The sequence below is a fragment of the Brotaphodocola sp. genome, from assembly GCF_050873365.1.
Classification (GTDB): Bacteria; Bacillota; Clostridia; order Lachnospirales; family Lachnospiraceae; genus Brotaphodocola.
Genome location: NZ_JBNMIQ010000029.1, coordinates 25,081 through 40,848, shown reverse-complemented (window position 1 = coordinate 40,848; position 15,768 = coordinate 25,081). Strand labels below are relative to the sequence as shown.

The window sequence follows — 15,768 nt, the reverse complement described above, 5'->3', positions numbered from 1 at the left end:
TTAAATTGGTCGGTAAATGAGGGAGGCTTATTTGGCATGCCCAAAAACAGGATGTATCAGAGCTGTATATAAAAATGGCTCCAACGTCAACAATCGGGCGGGATTTCAAAGAATCCCACCCCAACTATTGACATAGAGCCGGAAGAAAATACAGGGATTCTGCCCCTTATAAAGAGGATTTTGGTAGATTTCCTACCAAACAAAAAAGCCTGCCTGAAAGAATGACTCTCTCACGCAGGCTTTCTTTGCAAAACCGATCAGTTAGACTGACAGGTCTCTATGCGAAAATCTACACTCGGATTCTCATGCAAGCGGTCTATTAAACCAGCTCAAGCAGAACCTCCATAGCGCCGTCACCGTGACGAAGACCGATCTTTACCAGACGGGTGTAACCACCGTTACGGGAAACGTACTTCGGAGCGATCTCATCGAACAGCTTTGCCGGAAGATCAACACTCTTGGTGTTCTTCTTCTTGCCTGCTGCTGCGGTCGGAACCTCAGTTACATCGTACAGAACCTTCAGCATCTGACGACGAGCGTGAAGTCTGGACGGCTTATCCTTCTTGATCTCCTTCTGAACCTCATCATAAACGGTAACCTTCTTGCCGTTTACAACTTCCTTTACGCGCTTGCCGTTCTCGTCCTTGCGAGCAACCTTAGCGGTAACGGTAACAGTCTCGAAGTTGTCTTTCTCTTTAACAGCCAGAGCGATCAGACCCTCAGCAACCTTGCGGATCTCCTTTGCTCTTGCCTCGGTGGTAACGATCTTTCCATGATACAGCAGAGCTGTAACCTGGCTACGGATCAGTGCCTTTCTCTGATTGGAAGTTCTTCCAAGCTTTCTGTAACCTGCCATTTTATTTTCCTCCATATAATGTGGAGTGCAGCCTCATGCACATCGGACTTACCGGGCCGCAGCATCCAAGATATTTTTCGTACCCGCCCCTGCCCTATGGACTTACGGGGTATGGCACATCGTTTCTTATTCCTCGCTAGGATTCAGCTGAAGTCCCAGCTCTTTCAACTTGGCAAGAACTTCCTCAAGGGACTTTCTTCCCAGGTTACGAACCTTCATCATATCCTCCGGAGTTCTGTTGCACAGTTCCTCCACGGTGTTGATGCCGGCACGCTTTAAGCAGTTGTAGGAACGAACGGAAAGCTCCAGTTCGTCAATGTTCATTTCCAGAACTTTTTCCTTCTCGTCATCTTCCTTCTCTACCATGATCTCAGCGGTCTTGGCATTCTCGGAAAGGTCGATGAAGAGGTTCAGATGCTCGCTGAGCACCTTAGCCGCAAGGCTGACAGCCTCATCCGGAGCAAGCGTTCCATTGGTGTAAACATCCAGAGTCAGCTTATCGTAATCGGTAACCTGTCCCACACGGGTGTTCTCGATGGACATATTGACACGCTCAACCGGGGTGTAGATGGAATCTACTGCGATCACGCCGATCGGAAGATCCTCGCCCTTATTCTTGTCAGCGCTCACATAGCCACGGCCCTTGGTGATTGTCAGCTCCATGTAGAAGCGACTATCAGCACCGCCACTCAGTGTTGCGATGACCTGATCCGGGTTCATGATCTCGATGTCCGGGTCAGCCTGAATATCAGCAGCAGTGATCACGCCCTCGCCCTCATGCTCAATGTATGCGGTCTTGACTTCGTTGCTGTCGCTGTTATTCTTAATAGATAAGCTCTTGATGTTCATGATGATCTCAGTTACATCTTCCTTTACGCCAGGAATAGAACTGAACTCATGCAAAACTCCGTCGATTTTCACCTGACTGACAGCTGCGCCCGGTAAGGAAGAAAGCATAATCCTTCTCAGGGAGTTGCCCAATGTGGTGCCGTAGCCTCTCTCAAGCGGTTCAACTACAAACTTGCCATATTTCTTGTCATCTGAAATTTCAACAATCTCAATGTTTGGTTTTTCAAAATCGAACACGATTATAGCCCCTCCTTCTGGGTATATGATTCGAGGGATTTCTGTATTCCGTAAAATCGCTTTTTCCGTGTTGGAAAAGAAAGCCCTTTAGACAAAGCACAGCCAGAACCTCTCGGCCTGGCTTTGCCCTGTATTCAGGCTCACGCGCTTACATCTTACTTGGAGTACAGCTCGACGATAAGCATCTCGTTTACCGGAACATCAATCTCTTCTCTGTTCGGCAGTTCCTTAACGGTACCGCGCAGGTTCTCCTGGTCAACCTCGATCCAGGCCGGAACCAGACGTCCTGCAGTTACTTCCAGGATGTCTTTGTATCTCTGAGAGGACTTAGCCTTCTCTTTGATCTCGATTACATCGCCAGCCTTTACCAGGTAGGACGGAATGTTTACGCACTTGCCATTAACAAGTACATGCTTGTGATCAACGATCTGTCTGGTCTCACGTCTGGTGCGGCCGAATCCCATACGGAATACAACGTTGTCCAGTCTTCTCTCCAGAAGGATCATCATGTTCTCACCGGTCTGACCTTCCATCTTCTCAGCTCTGGTGTAGTAGTTGCGGAACGGCTTCTCAAGAACACCATAGATGAACTTTGCCTTCTGCTTCTCGCGCAGCTGTAAGCCATACTCGCTAACTTTTCTGTTGGCTCTCTTTAACTCTCTGTTTGACTTCTTATCAATTCCTAAATAAATCGGATCCAGACCAAGAGATCTACATCTTTTAAGAACAGGAACTCTATCTACTGCCACTTTTCGTACCTCCTAAGATTAAACTCTTCTACGCTTTGGCGGACGGCAACCGTTATGCGGAACCGGGGTTACGTCCTTAATGCTAGTTACTTCAATACCGCATGCAGAAAGTGCGCGGATTGCTGCTTCACGGCCTGAACCAGGTCCTTTAACCATAACGTCAACAGACTTTAAACCATGTACGATAGCTGCTTTGGCAGCAGTCTCTGCAGCCATCTGAGCTGCATATGGAGTAGATTTCCTTGAACCTCTAAATCCCAGACCACCGGCACTTGCCCAAGACAATGCATTACCCTGTGCATCGGTTAAGGTAACGATTGTATTGTTAAAAGAGCTCTGGATATGTGCCTGTCCGCGTTCAACGTTTTTCTTTACACGCTTTTTTGTCACTTTTTTAGTAGTGGACACTTTTTTAGCCATTTTAAACTAACCTACTTTCCTTTCATCTCGAATCCTGTTTCCTGTTTTTAAAACATGCAACCTGATTCTACTACTTGTTTCTTGAAACTAATTATTTCTTCTTGTTTGCAACGGTCTTACGCGGACCCTTACGAGTTCTTGCGTTGGTCTTTGTCTTCTGACCACGAACCGGCAGACCCTTTCTGTGACGGATTCCACGATAGCATCCGATCTCCTGGAGTCTCTTGATGTTCATAGCGATCTCTCTGCGAAGGTCACCCTCTACAGTCTGAGTCTCAGCGATAACTGCTGCGAGCTTCTTTACTTCGTCATCAGTCAGATCTTTAACACGAGTGTCCGGATTAACACCTGCAGCTGCAAGAATACGGTTAGAACTGGTTCTGCCGATTCCGTAGATGTAAGTCAAGCCGATTTCCACACGTTTTTCTCTTGGTAAGTCAACACCTGAAATACGAGCCATTTGCGTCGTACACCTCCTATTACAATTATTGTCTATTAACCTTGTCTCTGCTTGTGCTTAGGATTCTCACAGATTACTCTGATACTGCCTTTGCGCTTGATGATTTTGCACTTTTCGCAAATCGGTTTTACCGACGATCTCACCTTCATGGCAAATCTCCTTTCTACTGAATAAGCCCCGGAAAGTGTTCCCTCACGGACGCACTTGTCCCGGCATCTCAACAAAGTCGCCATGACATTATAACATCATGGCGTACTTTATGCAAGTGGTTTTTAGAAACTTTTTTAAAAAAATTTCAATTTATTTGTCTCTCCAAATGATACGGCCCTTGCTCAGATCATACGGGGACATTTCGAGCGTTACCTTATCGCCCGGAAGAATACGAATGTAGTTCATTCTCAGCTTACCGCTGATGTGAGCCAATACCTGATGACCATTCTCCAGTTCTACCTGAAACATGGCATTCGGCAGTTTCTCAACAACCGTACCCTCAATCTCAATAACATCTGCTTTAGACATGTGCTCTGCCTCCTTTTTTATTTCATGATTTCATGATTGTTCTGTTTCTATATTCACAGTTCTGATCGCTTTCGCATGGGATCATTCTATCGAGTCCATTCGAATCCATTCGGATCTATTCTGATCCATCTAAATTCAGCTGAATTCATTTGAAATCATTTAAATCCTTTTCGGTAGCCTCCCCTCTGGAAAAGAAAACTTACTTCATTCCCCAGAGGGAAGCGACCAAAAATCTTTCGACTGAATTTCGGAAACTCTCTTACCCGGAGATCTCACAAGGAGATCTTACAGGAAAATCTTACAGGGAGAGGATCTCCGGCTCGCCGTCCGTGATCAGAATCGTGTTCTCATAATGTGCAGACAGGGAGTGATCTTTCGTCACAACCGTCCACCCGTCACTCATCCATGATACCTGCCAGGTTCCCGCATTGATCATGGGTTCTACCGCCAGTGTCATTCCCGCCTGAAGGCGGATGCCTTTCTTCTTGCGTGCAAAGTTCGGTACTTCCGGATCTTCGTGAAGATGACTTCCGATTCCATGACCTACCAGATCTCGCACCACTCCGTATCCGAAGCTCTCCGCATATGCCTGAATTGCAGACGAGATATCGTTCAGATAATTGCCTGCCTTCGCCTGGCGGATGCCCTCAAAGAAAGATTCCCGGGTCACATCAATCAGTTTCTGTGCCTTCGGATCAACCACTCCGACTGCATGCGTTCTCGCCGCATCCGAGTGATATCCCTCGTAGATCACACCGGCATCGAGGCTGACGATGTCGCCCTCATGGATGATTCGGTGGCTATTCGGGATTCCGTGAACGATCTCATCGTTGACCGACACACAGATAGAAGCAGGATAACCATTATAATTCTTAAAAGAAGGAACACAGCCATGACTGCGGATCAGCTCCTCACCCAGACGGTCGATATCCAGAGTGGACATTCCCGGCTTCAGTGCCTTTCCAAGTTCCTCATGCACACTCGCCAGAATTTTTCCAGCTACGCGCATTCGCTCAATTTCTCTCGCAGATTTTATGGTCACCGGCATAATTTACGCTCCCAGGACACTCACGATGTCCTCAAATACTTTGTTCAGATCCTGCGTTCCGTCAACGGTAACGAGGATTCCTGCCTTGCCGTAATAATCGATCAGCGGTTTCGTCTGATCATGGTAAACAGTCAGACGCTTCTGAACCGTCTCCGGCTTGTCGTCGTCACGCAGAACAAGTCCCTCTCCACATACATCGCAGACATTCTCTTTCTTCGGTGCATTGTATACAATGTGGTAGGTCGCTCCACATGCGAGACATGCGCGTCTTCCTGCCATACGGGTCACGATTGCCTGATCCGGTACGTCGACATTGATCGCATAATCGATGCTCTCACCGCGCTCTGCGAGTGCCTTTGTCAGGCTCTCTGCCTGCGGAATCGTGCGCGGGAATCCGTCAAGAACGTATCCCTCTGCACAGTCTTCCTGACTGATGCGGTCAAGCAGCATTCCGATCGTTACATCGTCCGGAACGAGCTGTCCCTGATCCATATAGGATTTTGCTTTCATTCCAAGCTCTGTACCATTCTTGATGTTGGCACGGAAAATATCCCCTGTTGAAATGTGAGGAATGTGATATTTCTCTGCAATCTTCTTTGCCTGAGTGCCTTTTCCTGCACCCGGAGCTCCCAGCATGATAATCTTCATCTCTGCTTATCCTCCAATTTATGATGTTGAGGTATTCCTCCTCAATACATTGATGCTTACGAAATGCCATTTCCCATATGAAAAAAAGCTGCTGCCTATCCGCAGCAGCTCTTCTCACGAACGCTTAATCATTCAAAAAGCCCTTGTAATTCCGTACAATCAACTGTGACTCAATCGCCTTGATGGTTTCCAGAATAACGCTGACAATAATGATCAGAGATGTTCCCATAAAGGACATTCTGTTCACAGAGAACAGCCCGGAAATCATAATCGGAATCACACTGATCACAATCAGACCAGCAGCTCCGACCAGGATAATATAATTCAGGATCTTGTTCAGGTAGTCGGAAGTCGGCTTACCCGGACGAACTCCCGGAATAAATCCACCGGATTTCTTCATATTGTTTGCCACTTCCAACGGATTGAAGGTGATGGAGGTATAGAAATATGCGAAGAGCACAATCAGTACCAGATAGATCACCAGACCGATGGAATACTTGGGCATCTCCGGTCTGAACCAATAAGAGGAATTCAGAACCATCAGAATCTTGCCCGGAATTGTCGTGTAATCCGGTTTGAAGAACTGAGCAATCACAACCGGGAACGACATGATGGAAGAAGCAAAGATGACCGGCATAACGCCTGCGGTGTTAACCTTCAGCGGAATGTTGGAAGCCTGACCTCCAACCATCTTTCTTCCTACCATTTTCTTAGAATACTGAACCGGAATTCTGCGCTCGCCATCCTGCAAAACAACTGTAAATACCACCATTGCGATGATAAGTGCCAGAATAATGACAAGTGTCGTCACAAGGACACCAATATTTTTCCCTCTCAGGAACTTGGTGTAAATGGTATTCACATCCTCCGGAAGAGAGGAAACGATGTTGAAAAGCAGAACGATGGATATACCGTTGCCAACGCCCTTATCCGTGATTCGCTCACCGATCCACATCAGGAACGCACTTCCCGCAGTCATCGTGACAACTGCAATAATCACGCTCCAGACATCGAACTTAATCAGCAGACCCTGTCCGCCGAAGCCGACAGCCATGGCAATGGACTCAACCAGAGCCAGACCAACAGTCAGGTAACGGGTGTACTCTGCGATCTTTTTTCTTCCGTCCTCTCCCTCACGCTGCATCTCTTCGAGCTTCGGAATCGCAATCGTCAGAAGCTGAACGATAATGGATGACGTGATGTAGGGAGTAATGCTTAACGCAAAAATAGACATGGAGGTAAAAGAACCACCTGTCATCGTGTTGAAGAAACCAAAAGCATCATTGGACTGATTCGCGAAGAAATTCGCGAAAAAGTCCGTTCTCACTCCTGGAATTGGCAGTTCGGAACCGAATCGGATCACTACCAGCATCAAGAAGGTGAAGATCAGTTTTTTTCTGATCTCCACAACTCTCCATGCATTTTGGAGCGTTTTCAACATATTAGATCACCTCGCAGGTTCCGCCTAATGCCTCGATCTTAGCCTTTGCACTCTCGCTGAATGCATCAACCTTAACGTTGAGCTTCTTGGTTAACTCACCGTTACCAAGGATCTTAACGCCATCTCTCGGATTCTTAACGATTCCGGTCTCCAGTAAAGACTCAACGGTAACCACTGCATCGTTCTCGAAGCACTCCAGAGCGCTTACGTTGATGCCAACGATGGTCTTCGTGTTGCGGTTCTTAAATCCTCTCTTCGGAAGACGTCTGTACAGCGGCATCTGACCACCCTCGAAACCGATTCTCGGTGCTCCAGAACGTGCCTTCTGACCCTTATGGCCCTTACCAGCAGTCTTACCGTTGCCTGAACCGTGACCGCGTCCTCTTCTGAAATTATCGCTGTGCTTGGAACCTACAGCAGGCTGTAAATTGGATAAATCCATTGCAGTACACCTCCTTACTTCAGTAATTAGATCTCTTCTACTTTAACTAAATGCTTAACGTGCCAGATCATACCTCTAACAGCGTCATTGTTCGGAAGCTCAACAGTCTTGTTCAGCTTCTTCAGGCCAAGAGCCTCAACGGTAGCTTTCTGCTTCGGGATTGCACCGATCGGGGACTTGACTAACGTAACTTTTAACTTATCTGCCATTTTACTGTCCTCCTTAGCCTAAAATCTCTTCTACGGATTTGCCGCGAAGCTTTGCATACTCCTCCGGAGTCTTAAGCTGAGTCAGGCCGTTAATTACTGCCAGAACAACGTTGGTCTTGTTGTTAGAACCCAGAGACTTTGCACGGATGTTCTTGATACCAGCCAGCTCCAGTACGGAACGAGCCGGGCCACCAGCGATGATACCGGTACCTTCCGGAGCCTTCTTCAGCAGTACGCTGGAGCTACCGAATTTTGCCAGATGATCATGAGGAATGCTCTTGTTCTCATCAACCGGGATCTCAACCAGGTTCTTCATAGCTGCCTCTTTACCCTTACGGATTGCTTCCGGAACCTCGCCAGCCTTACCCAGACCTGCGCCTACGTGGCCATTGCCATCTCCTACTACTACCAGAGCAGAGAATCTCATGGTACGTCCGCCCTTAACGGTCTTAGATACACGCTTGATTGCTACTACATTGTCATTTAACTCGAACTGATTCGGGTCAATAATTGTACGCTTCATGCCGTTCTCCTCTCTACTAGAATTTCAGACCAGCTTCACGAGCTGCATCTGCAAGTGCCTGAATCTTACCCTGGTAAATGAAACCGCCTCTGTCGAATACAACTTCCTCGATTCCCTTTTCCAGTGCTCTCTTAGCGATCAGAGTTCCAACATAGGATGCTGCAGCCACATCATTGGTGTGCTCCAGCTCAGCTTTTGCTGCCTTCTCTGCGGTGGATGCTGCAACCAGAGTATTGCCGACTGAGTCGTCAATAATCTGAGCATACATGTGGTTGTTACTTCTGAACACAGCCAGACGCGGTCTCTCTGCAGTGCCTGCAAAGCGATTACGTAATCTGGTATGCTTTTTAACGCGGATTTCGCTTCTTGATTTCTTACTAACCATCTTCGTACTCTCCTTAATTATTTCTTACCAGTCTTACCAACTTTGCGTCTGATCGTCTCATCCGCATACTTGATGCCCTTGCCCTTGTACGGCTCCGGAGCTCTCTTGGAACGAATCTCTGCAGCGTACTGGCCAACTTTCTCTTTATCGATACCCTTAACCGTGATCTTATTCTGTCCGTCGAGAACGGTCTCCAGACCCTCCGGGTCCTCCATCTCTACCGGATGAGAATAACCAAGGTTCAGAGTTAATTTCTTACCCTGCTTGGATGCTCTGTAACCTACACCGTTAACCTCAAGAACCTTCTCATAACCAGCAGTAACACCAACTACCATGTTGTTGATCAGGGTTCTGGTCAGACCATGAAGAGACTTCATCTTCTTCAGATCGTTCGGTCTGGTTACTACGATATGTCCATCCTCTTCTTTGATGTCCATCTCTACTGGAAGCTCTCTCTCAAGAGTTCCCTTCGGACCTTTTACAGTCACTTTATTATTCTCAGCAATCGTAACAGTTACACCTGCCGGGATTGCGATAGGCATTCTTCCGATACGTGACATGCCACTTACCTCCTACTTAAATTTTCGGAAAACGCTTTCTTGCGTCTTCTGTTTTCAGTTACATCATATATCCGCTTCCTCACTCAGAAAACGGATGCGAAATACCAGCGGTCTTCGCGGAGATCTCAGTTTTAAGCTGAAATTACCAAACGAATGCCAGAACCTCGCCACCTACACCTAAACGACGAGCTTCCTTATCGGTAACTACGCCCTGGTTTGTAGAAATGATTGCGGTACCAAGTCCACCGAGAACTCTCGGCAGATCCTCTTTGTTTGCGTAAACACGCAGACCCGGCTTAGAGATTCTCTTAATTCCGGTGATGATCTTCTGATTCTTGTCTGCGCCGTACTTCAGCGTGATGTGGATGGTCTTGAATGCGCCGTCCTCTACGATGTCGTACTTCTGAATATAACCCTCGTTAACCAGGATGTCAGCGATAGCGAGCTTCATCTTGGAAGAGGGAACATCTACGGTATCATGTTTTGCAGTGTTTGCGTTACGGATTCTGGTAAGCATATCTGCAATCGGATCGCTCATAGTCATGGTAGATAATTCCTCCTTGTATATACTGATTGGTTTCCTTGTCTGGACCTACACCCCAGTCAACCAAGCGCATCCGTCGCCATAACGGCTCGGACTCGCTAAGTTTCGGGATGGGCTTTCAGCGATCGCTCTACTAAGTTCATCCTTTGCCTTATAGCACAGATTCACTAAGTTTCGCGATGGGCCTTCAGCCTACCAGCTTGCCTTCTTTACGCCCGGGATCTGGCCCTTGTATGCCAGTTCTCTAAAGCAGATACGGCAGATGCCATATTTTCTTAAATAAGCATGCGGACGTCCGCAGATTCTGCAACGATTGTACTCTCTGGTGGAGAACTTTGCAGGACGCTGCTGCTTGATCTTCATTGAAGTCTTAGCCATGGATCTTTCCTCCTATTATTTTGCAAACGGCATATTGAATAATGTCAAAAGTTCACGAGCTTCCTCATCGGTCTTGGCAGTGGTAACGAAGATGATATCCATACCTCTTACCTTGTCAACTTTATCGTATTCAATCTCAGGGAAGATCAGCTGCTCTTTGATGCCCAGAGCGTAGTTTCCTCTGCCATCGAAAGCGTTCGGGTTCACACCGCGGAAGTCACGTACACGCGGCAGAGCCAGGTTGATCAGACGATCAGCGAACTCATACATCTTCTCGCCACGCAGGGTAACCTTACATCCGATCGGCATACCCTCTCTGATCTTGAAGTTTGCGACAGACTTCTTTGCCTTGGTGGTAACTGCCTTCTGGCCAGTAATCAGCTCTAAGTCTCTTACTGCAGAATCCAGAACCTTGGCATTCTCTTTTGCTTCACCAACGCCCATGTTGATAACGATCTTATCAAGCTTCGGGACTTCCATGATGTTCTTGTATCCAAATTTTTTGATCAGAGCGTCAACGATCTCGTTCTGATACTGTTCTTTTAATCTTGCCAACTCTCGTTCCTCCTCTCTGCAATTAGTCGATTACTTTACCGGTTGCCTTTGCGACGCGGACTTTCTTGCCGTCCTTCATCTCAAAACCAACTCTGGTTGCCTTGCCATCAACTACCAGCATTACGTTGGAAGCGTCGATTGCAGCCTCGTGCTTTACGATGCCGCCCTGCGGATTTCCTGCATTCGGCTTCGTGTGCTTGGTAACCATATTACATCCTTCAACAACAACCTTACCGTCCTTAACCTGAAGAACTTTACCGGTCTTGTCTTTATCTTTTCCCGTGATAACCTTTACCAGGTCGTCTTTCTTGATCTTCTGCACAGTGGACACCTCCTTACAGTACTTCCGGAGCCAGAGAAACGATCTTCATGAACTGCTTCTCACGAAGTTCTCTTGCAACCGGCCCAAAAATACGGGTTCCTCTTGGGGTCTTGTCATCCTTAATAATTACTGCTGCGTTCTCATCGAACTTGATATAGGAACCGTCTTTACGACGTGCGCCCTTAACGGTACGTACAACAACGGCCTTAACAACATCGCCCTTCTTTACAACGCCACCTGGTGTTGCATCTTTAACGGAAGCGACGATGACATCGCCAATATTAGCATATCTTCTGGTAGATCCGCCCATAACACGAATGCACAGTAACTCTTTTGCTCCGGTGTTATCAGCAACCTTCAGTCTTGTTTCCTGCTGAACCATGCCTGATACTCCTTCCTGCTTTACTTCGCCTTCTCGATAATCTCAACCAGTCTCCATCTCTTGTCCTTAGACAGCGGTCTGGTTTCCATAACTTTAACGGTATCGCCCTTACCGCACTCGTTGTTCTCGTCATGAGCTTTCAGCTTAACGGTCTTCTTCACGATCTTGCCGTATAAGGGATGCTTAACGTGGTCCTCAATAGCAACTACGATGGTCTTATCCATCTTATCGCTTACGACCTTACCAACGCGGGTTTTTCTTAAATTTCTTTCCACGGTCATTTTTCCTCCTTATGCCAGCTTGGACTTCTCAGTAATAACAGTCTGAATCCGGGCAATGTTCTTGCGAACCTCTTTGATCCGGCTGGTATTGTCCAACTGATTGGTTGCATTCTGGAATCTCAGGTTAAAGAGTTCCTTCTTTGCTGCTACTAACTCCTCGTTCAGCTCAGCAGCAGACTTAGCCTGTAAACTTTCTACGAACTTATTAGTTTTCACTGTTATCACCGCCTTCTAACTCTGCTTTGGAAGCAATCTTACATTTGCAGGGTAACTTGTGCATGGCAAGACGCAGAGCCTCACGAGCAGTCTCCTCAGAAACGCCAGAGATCTCGAACAGTACGCGACCCGGCTTAACAACTGCTACCCAGTACTCTACTGCGCCCTTTCCGGAACCCATTCGGGTCTCAGCCGGCTTTGCGGTTACCGGCTTATCCGGGAAAATCTTGATCCAGACTTTACCGCCACGCTTGATGTAACGGGTCATAGCTACACGAGCTGCCTCGATCTGATTGGACTTGATCCAGCACGGCTCAGTTGCTACCAGACCGAACTCACCATAGTTAATCTTATTTCCTCTTAAAGCCTTACCAGCCATAGTTCCACGGAACTGTTTGCGGCGCTTTACTCTCTTCGGCATTAACATTATTTATCGCTCCCTTCCTTTTTTCCTCTAGTCGGAAGTACCTCGCCTTTGTAGATCCAAACCTTAACGCCAAGCTTGCCGTAGGTGGTATCTGCCTCAGCGAAACCATAGTCAATATCTGCTCTCAGGGTCTGCAGCGGAATAGTTCCCTCGCTGTAGAACTCGGTACGTGCGATATCCGCACCGCCAAGACGTCCGCCAACAGCGGTCTTGATTCCCTTGATTCCGGTCTTCATGGAACGGCCCATGGTGGACTTCATTGCACGACGGAAGGACACACGGTTCTCCAGCTGCTGTGCGATGTTCTCAGCAACGAGCTGAGCGTCACGATCCGGTCTCTTGATCTCTTTGATATCGATGAATACCTTTTTGTCGGTCATCTTCTGAACTTCAGCTTTCAGCTTCTCGATCTCAGAACCACCCTTACCGATAACTACGCCCGGCTTTGCGGTGAAAACGATGATCTTAACTCTGTCAGAAGCACGCTCGATCTCGATCTTGGAGATACCAGCGCTGTACAGCTTCTTCTTGAGGAAGGTACGGATGTTGTAATCTTCTACCAGGTTGTCTGCGAAGTTGCCTTCTGCATACCACTTGGAATCCCAGTCTTTAATAACGCCGACTCTGACGCCGTGCGGATTAACTTTCTGTCCCATAATTGCCTCCTATTTATCTCTCATTCAGAACAACGGTGATGTGGCTCATTCTCTTCTCGATTCTGTAAGCACGTCCCTGTGCTCTCGGGTGTACTCTCTTCATGATCGGGCCGTTGTTTGCATAGCATTCTTCTACGTAAAGCTTAGCCGGGTCCATGTTGTTGTTGTTTACTGCATTTGCAACAGCAGACTCAAGCAGCTTCCGAATCAGGGAAGAAGCATATCTGGGATTATAAGTTACAATACCAAGTGCGGTCTGCACATCTTTGCCTCTGATGGCATCTAATACGAAGCAAGCCTTCTGAACGGATACACGAGCGTAAGACAGCTTTGCGCTTGGTCTGGTATCCTTCTGGGCATTTCTTTCTCTCTTAATCTGACTTCTATGTCCTTTAGCCATTGCTAAATTACCTCCTTTCGCTCATGCCGATTAACGTTTGGTCTTCTTCTCGTCTTTACCATGTCCTCTGTAGGTTCTGGTAGCTACGAACTCACCGAGCTTGTGGCCTACCATATCCTCGGTAACATATACCGGAACATGCTTTCTACCGTCATGAACTGCAATTGTATGTCCAACCATCTGCGGGAAGATAGTAGAACGACGAGACCAGGTCTTGATAACCTGCTTCTGTCCCGATGCGTTCTGCGCGTCAACCTTTTTCAGCAGGTGCGCGTCAGCAAATGGTCCTTTTTTTAATGAACGTGCCATAGGTGTCTTCCTCCTTCAATTATTTAATGGTCTTGCCGTTACGTCTTCTTACAATCAGCTTATTAGACTGCTTGTTCTTCTTGCGGGTCTTCAGTCCCAGAGCAGGCTTGCCCCAAGGAGTGCACGGACCCGGACGGCCGATACCAGTCTTACCTTCACCACCACCATGCGGATGGTCATTCGGGTTCATAACGGAACCGCGAACGGTAGGACGAATTCCCATATGGCGTTTTCTTCCAGCCTTACCGATATTAACCAGGTTGTGCTCGCCGTTACCTACAACACCGATAGTTGCGCGGCATGCGATCGGAACCATTCTCATCTCGCCGGACGGAAGTCTCAGAGTAGCGTACTTACCTTCCTTAGCCATCAGCTGTGCAGCGTTACCAGCGGAACGAACCAGCTGACCACCCTTACCCGGGTACAGCTCGATGTTGTGGATCTGAGTACCAACCGGAATGTTAGCCAGCGGTAAGCAGTTACCTACTTTAGCCTCAGCCTCAACGCCACTCATAACCTTCATTCCGTCGGTCAGACCAGCCGGAGCAAGGATATAAGCCTTGGTTCCATCTGCATAGCAGATCAGTGCGATGTTAGCGGTTCTGTTCGGATCGTACTCGATACCGATTACAGTTGCCGGAATACCGTCTTTGCTGTTTCTCTTGAAATCGATGATTCTATATTTTCTTCTGGAGCCACCTCCACGATGTCTCACAGTGATCTTACCCTGATTGTTACGTCCTGCATTCTTCTTTAAAGAAGTAACCAGAGACTTCTCCGGAGTGGTCTTCGTGATCTCAGCGAAGTCAGAACCGGTCATATGTCTTCTGGACGGTGTATATGGGCGGTATGTTTTAATTCCCATGACGTTCTCCTTTCAAACTTTCACACGCTTCGCAACAGTTCCACGTGTTTCCTTATCACGGCACAGTATAGTCTCGTAATCATCACTACGCCGTATATTTTACATAAGTTCATCGCTTGGCGGATTCGCCTTGCGATGAATTTTCAATGTCTTACAGACCAGCGAATACCTCGATCTCCTTGCTATCCTCAGTCAGCTGAACGATAGCTTTCTTGGTTGCTGCGGTCTTACCGAAGGTCATTCCTCTTCTCTTGTTCTTGCCTTCGTTGTTCATGGTATTTACACTCTTAACCTTGGTGCCCGGGAACATCTTCTCAACGGCATCCTTGATCATAGCCTTGTTAGCATCGGTGTGTACCAGGAAAGTATATTTCTTCGTAGCCATTGCGTTCATGCTCTTCTCGGTGATAACCGGCTTGAGAATGACATCAAAATACTGAACGTTTGCCATTATGCGTACACCTCCTCGATGTTTGCGACAGCAGTCTTGGTAGCTACTACTGTGTTGTACTTCAGAATGTCATATACGTTGATCGTATTAACATAAGCAGTCTTTACAGACGGGATATTCTTAGCGGACTTAACTACGTTCTCGCTGTCCTCGCCGATAACAACCAGAGCCTTGGAAACCTTCAGGTTGTTCAGAACGGTCTGGAACTTCTTGGTCTTGATCTCGTCAAGCTTCAGCTCATCAACAACGATGAACTTGTTCTCCTGAACGCGGGTGGTCAGTGCAGACTTCAGAGCTGCTCTCTTCTCCTTCTTGTTCAGGGTGATGGTGTAGTCTCTCGGAACCGGAGCAAATACGGTACCGCCGCCCTTCCACTGCGGAGATCTGGTTGAACCCTGTCTTGCATGACCGGTTCCCTTCTGTCTCCACGGCTTTCTTCCGCCTCCAGATACCTCAGAGCGGGTCTTTGCCTTCTGAGTGCCCTGACGCTTGTTTGCAAGCTGAGCAACTACTGCAAGGTGTACCAGGTGCTCATTAACTTCAACACCAAACACCGCATCGTTTAAGTCGATCTTGCCGACTTCATTACCTTCCATATTGTAAACAGATACGTTTGCCATCTGTGTGTTCCTCCTT

29 protein-coding genes are annotated in these 15,768 nt (G+C 47.5%); all 29 read right to left on the bottom strand.

The window, feature by feature from the left end; genetic code table 11:
- Positions 1-319: 319 nt before the first annotated feature.
- Complete coding sequence (locus ACR0QT_RS11980) at positions 320-856, bottom strand: bL17 family ribosomal protein (protein WP_177977835.1); 537 nt, start codon at positions 854-856, stop codon at positions 320-322.
- A gap of 126 nt (positions 857-982) precedes the next feature.
- On the bottom strand, positions 983-1,942 hold the full coding sequence (locus ACR0QT_RS11975; protein ID WP_308451370.1) for a DNA-directed RNA polymerase subunit alpha: 960 nt from the start codon (positions 1,940-1,942) through the stop codon (positions 983-985).
- A gap of 155 nt (positions 1,943-2,097) precedes the next feature.
- Complete coding sequence (gene rpsD, locus ACR0QT_RS11970) at positions 2,098-2,691, bottom strand: 30S ribosomal protein S4 (RefSeq protein WP_308451368.1); 594 nt, start codon at positions 2,689-2,691, stop codon at positions 2,098-2,100.
- Between the two features lie 18 nt (positions 2,692-2,709).
- The gene (gene rpsK / locus ACR0QT_RS11965) at positions 2,710-3,111 is read right to left on the bottom strand and encodes a 30S ribosomal protein S11 (protein ID WP_177978761.1); all 402 of its coding nucleotides are present in this window, start codon (positions 3,109-3,111) and stop codon (positions 2,710-2,712) included.
- A 91-nt stretch (positions 3,112-3,202) separates the two neighbouring features.
- Positions 3,203-3,571 (bottom strand): 30S ribosomal protein S13, encoded by a 369-nt coding sequence (gene rpsM, locus ACR0QT_RS11960; RefSeq protein WP_177978763.1) that lies wholly within the window; start codon positions 3,569-3,571, stop codon positions 3,203-3,205.
- 35 nt (positions 3,572-3,606) lie between these two features.
- Complete coding sequence (gene rpmJ, locus ACR0QT_RS11955; RefSeq protein WP_003497809.1) at positions 3,607-3,720, bottom strand: 50S ribosomal protein L36; 114 nt, start codon at positions 3,718-3,720, stop codon at positions 3,607-3,609.
- A 151-nt stretch (positions 3,721-3,871) separates the two neighbouring features.
- On the bottom strand, positions 3,872-4,090 hold the full coding sequence (gene infA, locus ACR0QT_RS11950) for a translation initiation factor IF-1 (protein WP_021869270.1): 219 nt from the start codon (positions 4,088-4,090) through the stop codon (positions 3,872-3,874).
- 298 nt (positions 4,091-4,388) lie between these two features.
- Positions 4,389-5,138 (bottom strand): type I methionyl aminopeptidase, encoded by a 750-nt coding sequence (gene map / locus ACR0QT_RS11945; RefSeq protein WP_432630962.1) that lies wholly within the window; start codon positions 5,136-5,138, stop codon positions 4,389-4,391.
- Positions 5,139-5,141: 3 nt separating this feature from the next.
- Positions 5,142-5,786, bottom strand: coding sequence for an adenylate kinase (locus ACR0QT_RS11940; RefSeq protein ID WP_432630961.1), 645 nt, complete (start codon positions 5,784-5,786; stop codon positions 5,142-5,144).
- A 124-nt stretch (positions 5,787-5,910) separates the two neighbouring features.
- Positions 5,911-7,227, bottom strand: a complete 1,317-nt coding sequence (gene secY, locus ACR0QT_RS11935) for a preprotein translocase subunit SecY (protein WP_432630960.1) — start codon at positions 7,225-7,227, stop codon at positions 5,911-5,913.
- A gap of 1 nt (position 7,228) precedes the next feature.
- Positions 7,229-7,669: a 50S ribosomal protein L15 gene (gene rplO / locus ACR0QT_RS11930; protein ID WP_177978771.1), complete on the bottom strand. Its 441-nt coding sequence runs from the start codon at positions 7,667-7,669 to the stop codon at positions 7,229-7,231.
- Positions 7,670-7,695: 26 nt separating this feature from the next.
- Positions 7,696-7,878 (bottom strand): 50S ribosomal protein L30, encoded by a 183-nt coding sequence (gene rpmD, locus ACR0QT_RS11925; RefSeq protein ID WP_177978773.1) that lies wholly within the window; start codon positions 7,876-7,878, stop codon positions 7,696-7,698.
- Positions 7,879-7,891: 13 nt separating this feature from the next.
- Positions 7,892-8,401, bottom strand: coding sequence for a 30S ribosomal protein S5 (gene rpsE, locus ACR0QT_RS11920; protein ID WP_177978775.1), 510 nt, complete (start codon positions 8,399-8,401; stop codon positions 7,892-7,894).
- 16 nt (positions 8,402-8,417) lie between these two features.
- The gene (gene rplR, locus ACR0QT_RS11915; protein WP_177978777.1) at positions 8,418-8,786 is read right to left on the bottom strand and encodes a 50S ribosomal protein L18; all 369 of its coding nucleotides are present in this window, start codon (positions 8,784-8,786) and stop codon (positions 8,418-8,420) included.
- A gap of 17 nt (positions 8,787-8,803) precedes the next feature.
- Entirely contained in the window at positions 8,804-9,346 is a 543-nt protein-coding gene (gene rplF, locus ACR0QT_RS11910; protein ID WP_177978779.1) for a 50S ribosomal protein L6, read from the bottom strand.
- Between the two features lie 142 nt (positions 9,347-9,488).
- Positions 9,489-9,890, bottom strand: a complete 402-nt coding sequence (gene rpsH / locus ACR0QT_RS11905; protein ID WP_177978781.1) for a 30S ribosomal protein S8 — start codon at positions 9,888-9,890, stop codon at positions 9,489-9,491.
- 192 nt (positions 9,891-10,082) lie between these two features.
- Complete coding sequence (locus ACR0QT_RS11900; protein WP_002566501.1) at positions 10,083-10,268, bottom strand: type Z 30S ribosomal protein S14; 186 nt, start codon at positions 10,266-10,268, stop codon at positions 10,083-10,085.
- Between the two features lie 15 nt (positions 10,269-10,283).
- On the bottom strand, positions 10,284-10,823 hold the full coding sequence (gene rplE, locus ACR0QT_RS11895) for a 50S ribosomal protein L5 (protein WP_177978783.1): 540 nt from the start codon (positions 10,821-10,823) through the stop codon (positions 10,284-10,286).
- A gap of 22 nt (positions 10,824-10,845) precedes the next feature.
- On the bottom strand, positions 10,846-11,145 hold the full coding sequence (rplX, locus tag ACR0QT_RS11890) for a 50S ribosomal protein L24 (RefSeq protein WP_432626862.1): 300 nt from the start codon (positions 11,143-11,145) through the stop codon (positions 10,846-10,848).
- Positions 11,146-11,158: 13 nt separating this feature from the next.
- A complete protein-coding gene (gene rplN / locus ACR0QT_RS11885) occupies positions 11,159-11,527 on the bottom strand; it encodes a 50S ribosomal protein L14 (protein WP_177978786.1) in 369 nt (122 codons plus the stop codon).
- A 20-nt stretch (positions 11,528-11,547) separates the two neighbouring features.
- On the bottom strand, positions 11,548-11,802 hold the full coding sequence (gene rpsQ, locus ACR0QT_RS11880) for a 30S ribosomal protein S17 (RefSeq protein WP_349061731.1): 255 nt from the start codon (positions 11,800-11,802) through the stop codon (positions 11,548-11,550).
- Positions 11,803-11,817: 15 nt separating this feature from the next.
- A complete protein-coding gene (rpmC, locus tag ACR0QT_RS11875; RefSeq protein WP_177978790.1) occupies positions 11,818-12,024 on the bottom strand; it encodes a 50S ribosomal protein L29 in 207 nt (68 codons plus the stop codon).
- On the bottom strand, positions 12,014-12,451 hold the full coding sequence (rplP, locus tag ACR0QT_RS11870) for a 50S ribosomal protein L16 (protein ID WP_177978792.1): 438 nt from the start codon (positions 12,449-12,451) through the stop codon (positions 12,014-12,016). Before rplP ends, rpmC begins: the two co-directional genes overlap by 11 nt.
- Positions 12,451-13,107, bottom strand: coding sequence for a 30S ribosomal protein S3 (gene rpsC / locus ACR0QT_RS11865; RefSeq protein WP_432630959.1), 657 nt, complete (start codon positions 13,105-13,107; stop codon positions 12,451-12,453). The genes rplP and rpsC overlap by 1 nt, the downstream gene beginning before the upstream one ends.
- Positions 13,108-13,120: 13 nt before the next feature.
- A complete protein-coding gene (gene rplV / locus ACR0QT_RS11860; RefSeq protein ID WP_177978804.1) occupies positions 13,121-13,507 on the bottom strand; it encodes a 50S ribosomal protein L22 in 387 nt (128 codons plus the stop codon).
- 30 nt (positions 13,508-13,537) lie between these two features.
- Complete coding sequence (rpsS, locus tag ACR0QT_RS11855) at positions 13,538-13,816, bottom strand: 30S ribosomal protein S19 (RefSeq protein ID WP_177978806.1); 279 nt, start codon at positions 13,814-13,816, stop codon at positions 13,538-13,540.
- A gap of 19 nt (positions 13,817-13,835) precedes the next feature.
- On the bottom strand, positions 13,836-14,681 hold the full coding sequence (gene rplB, locus ACR0QT_RS11850) for a 50S ribosomal protein L2 (RefSeq protein WP_177978809.1): 846 nt from the start codon (positions 14,679-14,681) through the stop codon (positions 13,836-13,838).
- Positions 14,682-14,832: 151 nt separating this feature from the next.
- Positions 14,833-15,132 (bottom strand): 50S ribosomal protein L23, encoded by a 300-nt coding sequence (gene rplW / locus ACR0QT_RS11845; protein WP_177978811.1) that lies wholly within the window; start codon positions 15,130-15,132, stop codon positions 14,833-14,835.
- The gene (gene rplD / locus ACR0QT_RS11840) at positions 15,132-15,752 is read right to left on the bottom strand and encodes a 50S ribosomal protein L4 (protein ID WP_177978813.1); all 621 of its coding nucleotides are present in this window, start codon (positions 15,750-15,752) and stop codon (positions 15,132-15,134) included. Before rplD ends, rplW begins: the two co-directional genes overlap by 1 nt.
- Between the last annotated feature and the right edge of the window lie 16 nt (positions 15,753-15,768).

Coding starts and splice junctions, on each gene's coding strand:
- rpsH (WP_177978781.1), bottom strand. CDS start 9,890: ATGACTATGAGCGATCCGATTGCAGATATGCTTACCAGAATCCGTAAC.
- map (WP_432630962.1), bottom strand. CDS start 5,138: ATGCCGGTGACCATAAAATCTGCGAGAGAAATTGAGCGAATGCGCGTA.
- rplO (WP_177978771.1), bottom strand. CDS start 7,669: ATGGATTTATCCAATTTACAGCCTGCTGTAGGTTCCAAGCACAGCGAT.
- ACR0QT_RS11940 (WP_432630961.1), bottom strand. CDS start 5,786: ATGAAGATTATCATGCTGGGAGCTCCGGGTGCAGGAAAAGGCACTCAG.
- rpsM (WP_177978763.1), bottom strand. CDS start 3,571: ATGGCTCGTATTTCAGGTGTTGACTTACCAAGAGAAAAACGTGTGGAA.
- rplD (WP_177978813.1), bottom strand. CDS start 15,752: ATGGCAAACGTATCTGTTTACAATATGGAAGGTAATGAAGTCGGCAAG.
- rpmJ (WP_003497809.1), bottom strand. CDS start 3,720: ATGAAGGTGAGATCGTCGGTAAAACCGATTTGCGAAAAGTGCAAAATC.
- rpsC (WP_432630959.1), bottom strand. CDS start 13,107: ATGGGACAGAAAGTTAATCCGCACGGCGTCAGAGTCGGCGTTATTAAA.
- rplN (WP_177978786.1), bottom strand. CDS start 11,527: ATGGTTCAGCAGGAAACAAGACTGAAGGTTGCTGATAACACCGGAGCA.
- rpsS (WP_177978806.1), bottom strand. CDS start 13,816: ATGGCACGTTCATTAAAAAAAGGACCATTTGCTGACGCGCACCTGCTG.
- rpmD (WP_177978773.1), bottom strand. CDS start 7,878: ATGGCAGATAAGTTAAAAGTTACGTTAGTCAAGTCCCCGATCGGTGCA.
- infA (WP_021869270.1), bottom strand. CDS start 4,090: ATGTCTAAAGCAGATGTTATTGAGATTGAGGGTACGGTTGTTGAGAAA.
- ACR0QT_RS11900 (WP_002566501.1), bottom strand. CDS start 10,268: ATGGCTAAGACTTCAATGAAGATCAAGCAGCAGCGTCCTGCAAAGTTC.
- rplP (WP_177978792.1), bottom strand. CDS start 12,451: ATGTTAATGCCGAAGAGAGTAAAGCGCCGCAAACAGTTCCGTGGAACT.
- rplF (WP_177978779.1), bottom strand. CDS start 9,346: ATGTCACGTATCGGAAGAATGCCTATCGCAATCCCGGCAGGTGTAACT.
- rplV (WP_177978804.1), bottom strand. CDS start 13,507: ATGGCTAAAGGACATAGAAGTCAGATTAAGAGAGAAAGAAATGCCCAG.
- secY (WP_432630960.1), bottom strand. CDS start 7,227: ATGTTGAAAACGCTCCAAAATGCATGGAGAGTTGTGGAGATCAGAAAA.
- rpsE (WP_177978775.1), bottom strand. CDS start 8,401: ATGAAGCGTACAATTATTGACCCGAATCAGTTCGAGTTAAATGACAAT.
- rplB (WP_177978809.1), bottom strand. CDS start 14,681: ATGGGAATTAAAACATACCGCCCATATACACCGTCCAGAAGACATATG.
- rplW (WP_177978811.1), bottom strand. CDS start 15,132: ATGGCAAACGTTCAGTATTTTGATGTCATTCTCAAGCCGGTTATCACC.
- ACR0QT_RS11980 (WP_177977835.1), bottom strand. CDS start 856: ATGGCAGGTTACAGAAAGCTTGGAAGAACTTCCAATCAGAGAAAGGCA.
- rplR (WP_177978777.1), bottom strand. CDS start 8,786: ATGGTTAGTAAGAAATCAAGAAGCGAAATCCGCGTTAAAAAGCATACC.
- rpsK (WP_177978761.1), bottom strand. CDS start 3,111: ATGGCTAAAAAAGTGTCCACTACTAAAAAAGTGACAAAAAAGCGTGTA.